Source organism: Sphingomonas alpina (assembly GCF_014490665.1).
GTDB classification, from domain to species: Bacteria; Pseudomonadota; Alphaproteobacteria; order Sphingomonadales; family Sphingomonadaceae; genus Sphingomonas; species Sphingomonas alpina.
Genome location: NZ_CP061038.1, coordinates 4316616 through 4329738 on the forward strand (window position 1 = coordinate 4316616; position 13123 = coordinate 4329738).

The 13123-nt window shown below is 64.6% G+C and carries 10 protein-coding genes; 8 read left to right on the forward strand and 2 right to left on the reverse strand.

Annotation, left to right across the window (positions count from 1 at the left end; all coding sequences use genetic code 11):
• The first annotated feature begins 18 nt into the window (after positions 1-18).
• Genes H3Z74_RS20030 through H3Z74_RS20060 form a run of 7 tightly spaced genes read left to right on the forward strand, consistent with a single transcriptional unit; the run spans position 19 to position 9732 of the window.
• Positions 19-2094: a multicopper oxidase family protein gene (locus H3Z74_RS20030; protein ID WP_229726700.1), complete on the forward strand. Its 2076-nt coding sequence runs from the start codon at positions 19-21 to the stop codon at positions 2092-2094.
• Positions 2081-4120 (forward strand): tyrosinase family protein, encoded by a 2040-nt coding sequence (locus H3Z74_RS20035; RefSeq protein ID WP_187761288.1) that lies wholly within the window; start codon positions 2081-2083, stop codon positions 4118-4120. Before H3Z74_RS20030 ends, H3Z74_RS20035 begins: the two co-directional genes overlap by 14 nt.
• A gap of 45 nt (positions 4121-4165) precedes the next feature.
• Positions 4166-6817 carry a LodA/GoxA family CTQ-dependent oxidase gene (locus H3Z74_RS20040; protein ID WP_187761289.1) on the forward strand — a complete coding sequence of 884 codons (2652 nt, stop codon included), beginning with the start codon at positions 4166-4168 and terminating at the stop codon, positions 6815-6817.
• A gap of 3 nt (positions 6818-6820) precedes the next feature.
• A complete protein-coding gene (locus H3Z74_RS20045; protein ID WP_187761290.1) occupies positions 6821-7237 on the forward strand; it encodes a hypothetical protein in 417 nt (138 codons plus the stop codon).
• Complete coding sequence (locus H3Z74_RS20050; RefSeq protein ID WP_187761291.1) at positions 7218-8348, forward strand: tryptophan 7-halogenase; 1131 nt, start codon at positions 7218-7220, stop codon at positions 8346-8348. The genes H3Z74_RS20045 and H3Z74_RS20050 overlap by 20 nt, the downstream gene beginning before the upstream one ends.
• A complete protein-coding gene (locus H3Z74_RS20055) occupies positions 8345-8992 on the forward strand; it encodes a DJ-1/PfpI family protein (RefSeq protein ID WP_187761292.1) in 648 nt (215 codons plus the stop codon). Before H3Z74_RS20050 ends, H3Z74_RS20055 begins: the two co-directional genes overlap by 4 nt.
• Positions 8989-9732 (forward strand): copper chaperone, encoded by a 744-nt coding sequence (locus tag H3Z74_RS20060; protein ID WP_229726701.1) that lies wholly within the window; start codon positions 8989-8991, stop codon positions 9730-9732. The genes H3Z74_RS20055 and H3Z74_RS20060 overlap by 4 nt, the downstream gene beginning before the upstream one ends.
• A 17-nt stretch (positions 9733-9749) precedes the next feature.
• On the opposite strand, the gene H3Z74_RS20065 is transcribed toward H3Z74_RS20060, so the two are convergent.
• Positions 9750-11144: an amidase gene (locus H3Z74_RS20065; RefSeq protein ID WP_187761294.1), complete on the reverse strand. Its 1395-nt coding sequence runs from the start codon at positions 11142-11144 to the stop codon at positions 9750-9752.
• On the reverse strand, positions 11141-12043 hold the full coding sequence (locus H3Z74_RS20070; protein ID WP_187761295.1) for a haloalkane dehalogenase: 903 nt from the start codon (positions 12041-12043) through the stop codon (positions 11141-11143). The genes H3Z74_RS20065 and H3Z74_RS20070 overlap by 4 nt, the downstream gene beginning before the upstream one ends.
• Before the next feature lie 214 nt (positions 12044-12257).
• On the opposite strand from H3Z74_RS20070, the gene H3Z74_RS20075 reads away from it, so the two are divergent.
• Entirely contained in the window at positions 12258-13082 is an 825-nt protein-coding gene (locus H3Z74_RS20075; RefSeq protein WP_229726702.1) for a LysR substrate-binding domain-containing protein, read from the forward strand.
• The last annotated feature ends 41 nt before the right edge of the window (positions 13083-13123 follow it).

Sequence of the window (13123 nt, forward strand, 5' to 3'; positions counted from 1 at the left end):
AAGACCTGAGGGGGGATCATGCTGCATCTCAACACTAAATTTGCTCGTACCAGCCTGGCCACCCTGGCGATTTCCCTGGCGATTGGATCCGCCGGTCAGGCGGCCGCACAGGAGGCGGAGCGAAATGTGGAAAATCCGCGCACGCTGGGCGATTCGAACCAGCCGGCGTCGAAGATGTTGCTCAGCGCCGTTCCGGACGCGACCCGCCCGCTACCTGGCCCGACGGTCCGGGAGCGGGTGCTCAATCTGAACGTGGTGATGACCGACGGCCAGCTCTACAATCCCGCCACCGGGTTGAACGACAAGGTGCGGCTGCGCAGCTATAACGGCACCGACGTCGATCCGACCAAGCCCTACGTCTCGCCGACGATCGAGATCCGGCCGGGCGAGACGATCCGGGTCAATCTCGACAATCAGCTGCCCGCCGATCCGGGTTGCGCGCCGGGCGATCACATGCCGGACAAGCCGCATTGCTTCAACGGCACCAACCTCCACACCCATGGCCTGTGGGTGAACCCGGCGGGCAATGGCGACAATGTCCTGCTGTCGATCAATCCGGGCGTGAAGTTCCAGTATGAATATAACGTCCCGGGCGAGCATCCCTCAGGCACCTTCTGGTACCATACCCACCGCCACGGATCGACCGCGCTGCAGGTATCGAGCGGCATGGCCGGGGCGCTGATCATCCGCGGCGACCGCCTGCCGACGCTGAAGAGCAATGGCGATCTCGACACGATCGTCGCCGGCATGCCCGAGCGCATCCTGGTCATGCAGCAGATCCAGTACGCCTGCCGCACCGCGCCGTCGCCGGGCCATCCGCATGGTACGATCAAGCAGACCATCAAGGGCCGCTATCTGTGCGAACCGGGCGATGTCGGGGTGATCGAGGATTATGATCAGTTCGGCCCCGGCAGCTGGCCTGCATCGGGTCGCTACACCTCGATCAATGGCGAAGTGCTGCCCTATTTCAACGCAGTGCAGGGGCAGGTCGAGCGCTGGCGCATGATCCATGCCGGCGTTCGCGACACGATCAGCCTGCAATTCTTCAAGGCCAAGCCGGGCAAGCTGACCAAGAAGCTGCGCCTGATCAAATCGGCGGAGGATGAGGAAAAGGTGATCCGCGAGAATTGCGGGACCGAGGCGCTGCCCTATTCGGTGGTGGCGGCCGATGGGCTGACCATGGCGGCGGGGCAGCAGACCAAACTCACCACCTTCCAGCCCGGTTATCGTTATGACGCGCTGGTCGTGTTCCCCGACACCGCCGGTTACTGCGTGATCGATGCGCAGGCGCCCAAGGCAGGTACGGTCAACGCGCTGGCGGTGAGCCGGCAATTGCTCGGCTTCGTCAATGTCGCGCCGGGTACCAAGGTGACCGGCAATGTCGGCACCTATGTCACCGACGCGCTGGTCGCCAACGCGACCAAAGTGATCCCGGCCGACGTCCAGCCCTCAGTGATCGCCGATCTCAAGGCGGGCATGAAACTGACCCGCTTCGTGCCGCATCCGACGATCGAAGCGAGCGAAGTGACCGGCACGCAGGAGCTGACTTTCTTCATCGACGTCTCCACCCCCGACACCAAGTTCGAGGTCGGCAACACATTGGTGACCGCGGATGCGAAACCCTATGATCCCAACCGGATCGACCGTGCGCTGAAGCTGGGCGGGGTCGACGAATGGACCCTGCAGTCGCATTTCGTCAGCCATCCGTTCCACATCCACGTCAATCCGTTCCAGATCGTCTCGATCATCGATCCCAACGGCAAGGATGTCAGCGCGATCGGCTCGATCGACGATGCGGGCGGCGATGTCGATCCGCAATATGCCGGACTGAAGGGCGTGTGGAAGGATACGCTGTGGATCAAGAGCCTGATCAACGGCAACAGCCTGCCCGAGGGTTTTTCCGGCATCTACACGGTCAAGGTGCGCACCCGGTACGAGCGCTATATCGGCGAGTTCGTGCTGCATTGCCACATCCTCGACCATGAGGATCAGGGCATGATGCAGAATGTCGCCGTGGTCCTGCCCGACGGCAATGTCGGCGCGCCGGCCGGTACGCCGCAACAATTGCAGGTCAATCCCCATGGCAACCACTAAGGCGCCCAAGGCGCCGAAACCGGCCAAGCCCCCGGTATCATCGGTGTTCGGCTATCGCGATGTGCAGGCGATCCTGCGGGGCGCAGGCGGGACGGGGACCGGGCCGCTGGGTGCGTTCTGGGACCTGCCTTTGCCGCAGTTCCTCGGCCTGAACTTGATGGGCGTGGCCTTGATCGAGCCCGAGACCGGCGGCAGCTGCTGCGGCAAGGGGAGCGATACGTCGGGCCGGGGGGCGCAGTCCGGGCTGATCCGCGGCTTGCGCGGACAATCGCCGTTCGACGGCACGCAATTCCCGCGCCTGCCCTGGGGCGGGTCGGCGATAGCCCCTGCCGATATCGACCGGATCGAAGCGTGGATCGACGAAGGCTGCCCCGGCGCGCTGCTCGACACGCTGGCCATTGCCGGCGAAGTCAGCGTGCCCGGCGAGACCCGGGTCGAGGTGACTGGGCTGAATGGGCCGGTGTTCGCGCCGACCAGCGACCCCGGCGTGTACGCCTATGCCAAGGGTGAGCTGCGTCAGCGCATGGACGTCGATGCAATGAGCGAGCCACAGAAGGAGCGGCTGCGCTGCGCCTTTCGCGAACTCTACACGCTCAACAAATGGGTCGGCGACAAGCGCAGCTACAACAACCTCGCGCTGATCCACCAGAATCATTGCCAGCATGGCTGGGAACGCTTCCTGCCCTGGCACCGCGTCTATCTCTACGAATTCGAACAGGCGCTGCAGGATCATTGTCCCGATGTGACGATGCCGTGGTGGGATTTTCCCGCGCCGCGCTACAATCCCGAGGATCCGTCAAAGGGCGCGATCCTGCCCGAGGCGTTCAAGGCCTTCCTGACCGAGGCATCGCTGCGCACGCTCGCCGGCCAGGGCTTTCCGGTGAAGAAGCTGCAGCCGCTGGTCGGCGTGCATTATGCGACGTTGAACAAGATCCTCGCTGCGGTCGGCGCGGCGATCGGCGACAAATATACCAAGGGCACCTATCGCGAGCGGCTGATCGATGCGCTGCTCGAGGCGAATTCGCTGTGGTATCCGCTGCGCTATTCGGGCGAATTCGGCAGCGGCCAGACGATCAATACCCGGATTCATTACCATTATCCGCGTCAGGAAGACATTGACGAGATCATGTCCCTGCGCACCTTCCGCGATTTCGGCGGGGGCAGCCTGTATGTCGACAGCTTTGGCTTTATCGACCAGAATCCGCACAATACGATGCATATCTGGACCGGCGGCATCAATCCGGCATTCAACGCTGCGGCGCCGCTCGACCGCAATCGCGCGGTGCAAGTCGCGGGCCGCAAGTTCCACCAGCGCGAGGATTTGTACAGCGAGCCGCAATTTGGCGACATGTTCAGCAACCTGACCGCATCCTACGACCCGATCTTCTGGCCGGTGCACGCCAATATCGACCGGCTATGGCACAATTGGCAGCAGGAGCATCCCGACGGCCTGCCGGCCGATCTCGATTCACCTTTGACGCCGTGGAGCTACGCCACGCGCGATACGCTCGACATGCACCGCTTCGGCTATGAATATGTCCGCGGCGGCAGCATGATCCCGGTCGGGCTGACCAATCCGGTCGGCCGCTTCGTGTCGGCGCCGCTGCCGGTGTCGGACGCGGTGCACAAGGGCTTCCGCTCGGCCGAGGTGCGGCTGCACCGCGTGCCGCAATTGCCGCGCTCCTGCTTCATCCGCGTGTTCCTCAACACGCCCGACGCCGATGCATCGACCCCGCTGACCAGCGAGGGCTATGCCGGTTATGCGGCGGTGTTCGGGCATGGCGAATGCTATGGCGGGCCGGGTCATTGCGAGCTGCCCCCGGCGGAGAATCGCAAGTTCGACCGGCGCGAGCGCAGCATGAACACGCCGCGCAATCACCGCATCGACGTGACGCGCTGCGTGAAGAAGCTGCTCGCTACCGGGGTCAAGACGCTGACCGTCAGCCTGGTCGTGATCGGTGCCTCGTATGAGGAGGATCGCGAATTGCTGCGGCTCGACGGGGTATCGCTCAACTTTCTCGATTGAAGCAGGAGGGGGCGCCGACCTGGGCGCCGGCCAAAGGGGAATTCTATGGCGTCGCCACCGGTATATCGCATCCACCCCGCGATCGGCATCGCCCGGCTCGGCGACAGCCCCGACGGTTTCTGCATCACGCCCGAAGGCCCGGCGCAGCTGCCGATCGACTGCGATGCGATGGGCAATCCGGCCAAGGGCAACAAGCCGGTCAAGACTTTCAAGGACAGCAAGGGCCGGATCAAGCGCCAGGCCGCGCGCTTCCAGATCTATGTCTATGACGAGGAACATCCCGATGGCCGCCCGCTCAAGCTGAACGAGGCGATCGAGGGCGGTGGCAACCAGGGGACATTGGTCGACATCCAGTGGCGCGTGCAGCTCGCCAATAAAAAGGCCGCCTGGTACACATTCGACGGTCTGCGCGGCGAGGTCGGTTATCCGAGCGACGCGCCGTTGCGCAATCCAACGATCACTGATCCGCAGGAGCGGCAAAAGCTGATCATCGACCCCGGTCCGCAGACCGTCGATCACAAGACAAGGCGCAAGGCGAGCTTCAGCCGCACCGGCAATCCCGCCTATGCGGCCAATTTCCCGCCGACCGGCATGCAACCGCGCGACATAGATACGCTCGGCGACCTTATCACCGACGATGACGGCCGGCTGCTGGTGCTGGCGGGACACGGCAATAGCGGCTCGTTCGCATCCGGCTTCGGCCATCCGCGCATCGATACCTATGCCAATAGCGACAGCTGGTTCGATGATATTTCGGACGGGCCAGTGATGGCGCGGCTGGTGATGCAGGCCGAGAATGTCGGGCAGCTGCGCTATATCGACGTCGAATATCCCGCTTGGGTGCTTGCCGGTTATCCGCGCTACGCGCCTGAAGTGCTCGACATGATCACGCTGGAAGACGTGGTCGAGGATATGTCGATCCGCGAATTCGCCTATCGCACCGACATGTACGGCACCGCCGGCACATTCGCCGCGCCGCAGAAGATCGATCCGGAAGACACGCCCGCCTTGCTCCATTGGAAAGCCGGGCCAGTGCAATGGAATCCGGATTATCGCCCATGGTTCTGGCGCGACATCTGGCCGATCCTGTTTCGCGCCGACGAATTCTCCTATTTCGCGTCGATCCTGCAGCTGTCGAATTTCCCGCACAACCAATCGAGCCGCGGCACGTTCGATCCCTATCGGCTATGCATTCCCCCGAAGATGGCACCGCGCACGCTGGCCAGGAAACTGGCCGCGGCGGTCGATGCGCATCGCTCGGGCAAGCTGCTCGAAACGGCGCTCGAGCCGAGCCTGATGCAGCTCGATGCGACTCAGGCACCAGGCGCGGCCGACGCGATCGACATCGCGTCCGGTCCGCTCAAGGCAGCGGCGGCGGCGTTTGCCGCTGCTGTCTGTCCGCCGATCGATGGCGAGACGCCCGAAGCCTTTGCCGCTCGCTGGCGTCTGATCCAGGCCGAGAACGAGGCCGCACCCTCGCCCGATTATGCCGCCGCGCACGCGGCATGGGGCGAAGCGGTCGATGCGGCAATCGCCGTGGTCGCGGAAGCGGTATCGCCGAAGCTCAAGCCGCTGCTCAAACTGGCGCGCGGATCGTCGCGGCAGGAACCGGATGCACCGGACCGCACGCAGAATCCTGACGAACCGATCGAATCGGTGCTGCGCCGCCTCGCCTTCGATTATCGTGCGGGAATCCTGCTCGATCAGGCGCTCGGCACCGCGCGCGCCGAAGCGACCACCGATCCCGGCCGCAGCTATCGCCAATATCTGTTCGACCTGCTGCGCAAGCCGGGCGAGGAGAACAGCTTCCGCCTCGGCAGCAACCCTGCGACGCGAACCTATCATTTGCCGCTGATGCCGCTGCTCGCCGGTGATAACCCGATCACCAACAAGACAGTGAGCAAGTTCCTGCGCCTGACCGACACGCAGCTCTTCATGCTGCGGCAATGGGCCAAGGGACTGTTCATCGATGAGGTCGGTGCCGGTTTCGTACCCGACACGATCGATCCGTGGCAGCCGTACAAGGACTGGACCGCGACGACCGGGCGCGAACTCGATCGCGGGGTACTCTCGAACGGCCTTGGCGGCGCTTTCTGCCCCGGCGGCGAAGTGACCTGGATCATCCGCAACCCGGCGATCTGGCGCGCGCCGTACCGGATCAAGGCCGATCCCGAATGGTATCAGTTCCAGCTCACCGCCGCGCAGCAGAACGCCAATCGCTGGGGCGCCGGTGTCGGTGAGGAGGGCTATGTCTCCTACATCAACGATCCACTGTCGCAGGGCAGCGATTTCACTATCGGGCTGCAGCCGGGCGACATGACCAAGTTGTCGGGATTGCCGTGGCAGGCGGACTTCAACGAATGCTCCACGCAGATGATCGACGTCACCTATGAGGAGTGGAACCAACTCAGCCCGGACAGTGTCGGTGACAGCCTGATGACGCAGGAACAGCGCGTGTGGGAGACGTTGTGGTGGCCCGCGCACCGGCCGATGCAGGTCTATGTCCCGGCGGTGGTCGACGGCAAACCGACGCTGCAGTTCCGCGCCTGGGCGCGTGGCATCCCGCAGACATCGGCCGGCGACCTGAAGATGGTCACCGAATGGTCGAAGCTCGGCTTCGTCGTGCGCAATCCGCAGGCCGCCACCGGCCCCTCGCCCGACCAGAAATATATCAGCGTCGAAGACTCGGGAGACTAAGCCATGACCAATCCATTCATAGGCAGCTGGACCTATCGCAGCCTGCTCAACGACCCGGACGTGGATACCGCGTTCAACGATCTCGAATTCGGACGCGGCACATTGGTGATCACCGAGACCGCGCCGGCCGAACTGGGCGGCACGATCGGCGGGCCGGGCTGGTCGCTGGACTTGCGCGGCAGTTTCGAATTCGGTTCGCCGATGGCGGTGCGTTTCCAGGGCAAGGGCGTGGTCGGCGGCGAGCAATGGATCTACGATTATATCGGCTGGCTGGTGCCGGTCTGGCCAAGCAGCACCGACGAATTGCAGACCACCGCGTTCGTCGGATCGGTCACGCGCACCATCCCGCATTCGAGCAGCGGCGGCGGCACCTCTCCAGCGGGCGTGGTCGCTTCTTTCTATGCCACCCGCCAGGGCTGATATCGCGGTCATCGGTGGTGGCCCCGCCGGAGCAGCAGCGGCGCTGACCCTGCGCCGCCATGCGCCAAGGCTGGCGGTGCGGCTGATCGAGGCAAGCGATTATAGCATGCCGCGCCCGGGCGAAGTGCTGCCGGCAGTGGCGCGCAGCCTGCTCGAACAGCTTGGCGTCATGACATCGTTCGAAGCGCAGGGCTTTGTCGCCGGTCGCGCGCTCGCCTCGGCCTGGGCCAATGACGAGCTTGACGAGCGCCACAGCATTTTTTCCGCACAAGGGCCGGGCTGGCATCTCGACCGGGCGCGGTTCGACCGCATGCTAACCGATGCCGCCATGGCGGCAGGTGTGGCGCTTTCCACAGGCAGCGCGGTGCGGTCCGCAATGCCGGAGAGAGAGGGCTGGTGCCTGACGCTTGCCGATCGCAGCGAAGTCGTCGTCCGCGCGGTCATCTGGGCGGCCGGGCGAAGCTGGCGACTGGCGCGGCCGTTCAGCGCGCGGGTTCGCGTGCATGGCGACCTTGTCGCGCATAGCCGTTTCATCGAAGGCGTGGCCGGGGATAACCGGACGGTGATCGAGGCACGGCCGGAGGGCTGGTGGTACAGCGCCGACTTGCCCGGCGACCGGCGCATCGTCGCGTGCATGACCGATCCCGATCTTGGCGAGGCACTCGCGCTTCGCTCCGACCAGGGCTGGCGGCGCGCGCTGGACGCCACACGCCATATGCGCGCACTGGTGCCGGTCGATGCGCGGATCGGCGAAGCACTGGTACGCTCCGCCGGTACCACGACGGTCGAACCCGCCATCGGGCGACGCTGGATCGCCGCGGGAGACACGCTGTTCGCCGCCGATCCGCTATCGTCGCGGGGCATCGTCCATGCGCTGCGATCGGGCATCATCGCGGCCTATGCCGCCGCCGACCTGCTCGACGATGATATCGATAAGGGCCGGGAAGACGAGATACGACGGCGCTACGCGATGATCAGCACGCATGGTTTCCAGGGGTACGCACAGGCGCTGGCCGGGCATTATGCCGAGGCTGCGCGCTGGCCGGAAGCGCCATTCTGGCGAAGCAGGGCGCCGGTCGACATCGCGAGGCGGATGGGAGGCACATCATGATCATTGGCATACCGGTCTATGACGATGTCGACATGCTTGACGTCACCGGCCCGTACGAGATGTTCCGCTGGGCCGGGATCGAGGTCGACCTGCTCGCCACACGGCGCGGCATGATCCAGTTTCGCGATGCCTTCCCGTTCAAGGTCGAGCGAAGCTTCGCGCAGGCGCGCCGCTATGACGCGCTCTGGGTGCCGGGCGGCGACCCCAATGCGCTGTCGGAGCTGATCCACGACCCCAAGCGCGTCTATCTCGATTTCCTGATAAAGCAGGCTGCTGTCACCCCGATGGTCGCATCGGTGTGTGAAGGCGCCTTGCTGCTCGCGGCGGCGGGCCTGCTTGACGGCTACAAGGCGACCACGCACTGGGCGTTCATCCCCTGCCTCAAGGCGTACAAGCACATCAAGGTCGCCCGGGGACATCCACGCTTCCATCTCGACCGCGACCGGCTGACTGGCGGCGGCATCTCCTCCGGGCTCGACGAAGCGTTGATGCTGATCAAATTGCTCAAGGGCGGCAAGGTCGCGCGCGACGTCCAGCGCACGACGCAATATTATCCCGACCCGCCAGTGCGCAGCAAGCTCCCCGTCGCCAGGACTTGTCCGATGCCGCCCTGGCCGCCGATCGGGACACAGGCCTCGTCGTGATCGCACGGGGCGCCCGTTACTGGCCGCTGGCCGCACCCAGCCTGCTGGCCTGGGTATTTCTGCTGTCGTGGAGCATCATCCCGATCCTGCCCGACCTGTGCGGTCCGGGCGGGCATTTCTGGACCAGTGTCCCGGCAAGTTTCGAGATCGCGCTGCGCATCAACCCACTGCCGCCATTATTCCTGTCCTGGCTGGTGATGCTGTGCGCAATGATGCTGCCGTTGCTCCACGTGCCGCTGATGCAGGTTCGCGCCGGCGGAGGGACGCGCCGTGGCGACAGTGCCGTCCTGGCCTTCCTGATCGCCTATCTCGCCATCTGGATGGCGATGATTGTCCCGCTCGTCGCGCTGACGTCATTGTTGCGGCTGGCCACCGCATCGAGCGCGCTGGCCGGACCATTGATCGCTCTCGGTATTGCAGCCGCTTGGCAGGCGACACCCGTCAAGCGCCACTGCCTGCACCGCTGCGGCGAGACGCCGATGCCCCGATCGGGCTTCGCGCATGAACTGGCCGCCGCACGTCATGGCGTCATGGTTGCGGGCGCCTGTGTCGGATCATGCTGGGCACTGATGGCGCTGCCCTTCTGCTTCGAAGGCGCCCCGCACCTCCTGGTGATGGCGGCGGTCGCGCTGCTCATGCTGTATGAACGCTATGGACGGGCCAGCGCATATCGTGGCGGTCAGGTGGGATTGATCGCCCTGGCCGTGATCGCGACCGGCGCAGGATTGCTCTTACTCTGACACCCTGATCCGCCATCTCAGCCCGACGGATGTCGCCGATGCCAGCATGTCTCACGCTGATAGGCGATGCCAGCACGGATCAGCCTCGTTTCGTGCAAATGGCCGGCGACGAGTTGGAAGGCGATCGGCATGCCGGCGTCATCATGGCCGCCGGGTAGGGTTATGGTGGGCGAGCCAGTCATATTGAACGGGCAGGTATAGCGCTGCAGCCGGGCGATCAGATGAGGTTGCTCACCAAGCGTGCTGATCGCCGCCAGGCTGAGCGGCGCAAAGGGGTGAACCGGCGTCAGCAATAAATCGACTTGCGCAAACAAGGCGTCGAACCCGCCGCGGAGCGCCATGCGGCGCAGCAGGATTCGCTGATAGTCGTGCCCCGACAGGGTGTGGCCGCGATCGAGCACCGCCGCGAGCACCGGACCATAATCCTCGCGGCGCGACGGGAAGGTCGCGTGATGCGCAACCGCCGCCTCGACCGCGCAGTTTGCCGGCCAGTCGGCAATGGCGTCATCGACATCGGGCGCCGTCACCTCGACGATCTCGGCACCGAGCCCGGCAAGAACCTCTTTCGCCTCGGCAAGCACGCGCAGCACGAGGTCATCCACCCCCTCGCCATTCCAGTCCGGATCGATGCCGACCCGCAGGCCGCGCAAGTCACCGTCCGCGTCGTCGTGGCGGTTGGGAATCAGTGTCTGCACTGCAGTCGGATCCAGCAGGTCGGCACCGGCGATCGCATCGAGCAGCAGTCCTGCATCTGCCGCACTGCGCGCCAGCATGCCGACATGATCGAGCGAGGCAGCCAGTTCGACAACGCCAAAGCGGCTGACCCGGCCCCAGCTCGGCTTCAGGCCGGTGATGCCGTTGGCAGCGGCCGGCCAGCGGATCGACCCGCCGGTATCGGAGGCAAGCGCGCCATAACAAAGCCCGGCCGCGACCGCGACGGCCGGGCCGCTCGACGAGATGCCGGGCCAGTAGTCCGCGTTCCACGGATTGACCGGTGCGGTGACCGAAGGGTGATAATCCGAATAGGCGCCTTCGGTCATTTCGAGCTTGCCGAGCAGAACCGCGCCCGCCTCATGCAGCCGATGAACCGCGGTCGCGTCCTGGTCGGGCCGAAAGTCGCGGTGGATCGCGGTGCCGGCTGCAGTTGGCACTCCCCTGGTCCAGAACAGGTCCTTGATTCCCAGCGGCACGCCATGCAGCGGGCCGCGCATCTTTCCGGCCGCCATGTCGGCTTCCACCTGCCGGGCTGCGGCCAATGCTTCGTCGGCCATCAGGCAGGCATAGCTGTGCAGCGCGCCGTCATGCGCCGCGATCCGATCGAGCTGCGCCCGGGTCACCTCGACCGGTGACAGATCGCGACGGGCAATCGCTGCCGACAGTTCCGCGATGGTCAGGTAATGCAGCTCGGTCATGCCGCGACGAACCGGCCCGCCAGGACGGCGGCGATGAATTTGGCGATCGCCTCGCCCACCTCGCGCGGCGAATCTTCCTGCAGAAAATGCGCGCCGTCGACCGTGACTTCCTGCTGATTGGGGAAGCCGCGGCAATAATCGCGCTGGGCGCCGATCAGGAAACCGGCGGGATCGCCGTTGATGAACAGCTTCGGGATCGGGCTGGCCATCAGCCAGGCCGAATAGGCCTCGACAATGGCGACGACATCAGCGGGCTCGCCGGCGATCGGCAAGTCGCGAGTCCAGTCCAGCATCGGACGGCGCGCCTCGCCCGGCACGCGGAAATGGCTGCGATAGACCTCCATCGCCTCGCCCGAGAGGCCACGCAGCGGAAGCAGATATTCGATGAATAGATTCTGCTCGAGGATCATCTTCTCGCCGGCCGGCGTGCGCTGCCGCTGAAAAAAGTCCCGGGTGAGGGCCGGCCACTCCTCCCACGACAGGAAAGGCCGCACGATCCCTTCCATATGCACGATCGCCTTCACCTTGCCGGGATGACGCCGCGCCCAGTCAAAGCCAAGCGCCGAGCCCCAGTCATGAACCACGAGGATGACGTCATGATCGAGCCCCAGCGCATCGAACCAACCATCGACATAATTCTGCTGATCGACCAGCCGATAGGCCCCGTTGGGCTCGGCGCCCGAATTCCCCATCCCCGGATAATCGGGTGCGAGGCAACGGCCAAACGGCAGCGCATAAGGGATGATCTTGCGCCACAGATAGGAAGGCGTGGGATTGCCGTGGAGAAACACGATCGGGTCGCCCTGGCCGACATCGACATAGGCCATCGGTACACCCTGAATGGTGACGTGTTTGCGAAAGACCGCGTTCTCGGTCGAGATTTCGGGTGTTCCGATCATGGCCTTGCTCCTGGCTATCGATGTTGATCGCGATAGTCCTGCTTCATCGAGTCTCATTGTGGAGAAGCGCTATCGCCATTGTTCGACCGCTTTTGCCAGTGTATGATTCAGTCGACAAACGATCATCGCTAATTCCAACGAGTAAGTAATTCTAATGCGATTACCGGCACTGAATGGATTGCGCACCTTCGATGCCGTGGCGCGACATCTGTCGATGAAACACGCCGCGGCGGAATTGTGCGTGACGCCAAGCGCGGTCAGCCAGCAGTTGCGCGGCCTAGAGGAGGAACTGGGCGTATCCCTGTTCCGCCGCGCGAACCGCGCGCTTTATCTGAGCGATGCCGGGCAGTCGCTGCTGCCGGCGATCCGAAATGCGTTTCGCCTGATGACCGAAGCGACGGATCGGGTGCGCAACGGGGCCGATAGCGGCATGCTTACGGTCAGCGTCACGCCATTTTTCGCAGAGACATGGCTGGTGCCGCGACTGGGCGATTTTCAGGCACGGCACCCGGCGATCGACTTGCGCGTGATGGCGACGACAGCGCTCGCCAATCTCGCCGCAGGCGAAGCCGATGTCGCGATCCGGCATGGTCTCGGCAGCTATCGCGACATGATCAGCGACCTGCTGATCGCACCCATGGTCGTACCGGTCGCCAGCCCCGATCTCGTCATCCGGCTCGGATCGCCGGGCGAGGCGGTCGATCTGCTCGACTGGCCGAAGGTGCATGGCGCCGATCGCGGTGGATGGCCATTATGGTTCCGGCATCACGGGCTGATCGCAACGGCGCGCGGCGCGTCGTTCGACGATGTGGGGCTACTGCGAACCGCGATCCTGTCCGGGCAGGGGGCCGGGCTGTTGCCGGCCGCGCTGGCCGAACCGGATATTCGCGACGGCCGGCTGGTCGGGCTTGCCGATCCGGTACTGCTCGACGGGCTCGCTTATTATCTCGTCACACCGTCAGCGGCGGATCTCCGCCCGTCCGTCATGGCCTTTCGCCACTGGCTTCTCGAGCAGGTACAGGGCCTGGAAGAGGCCTGATGCACTGAATTAATCCGTGCCGCCACGCGCCGGAACAGGCT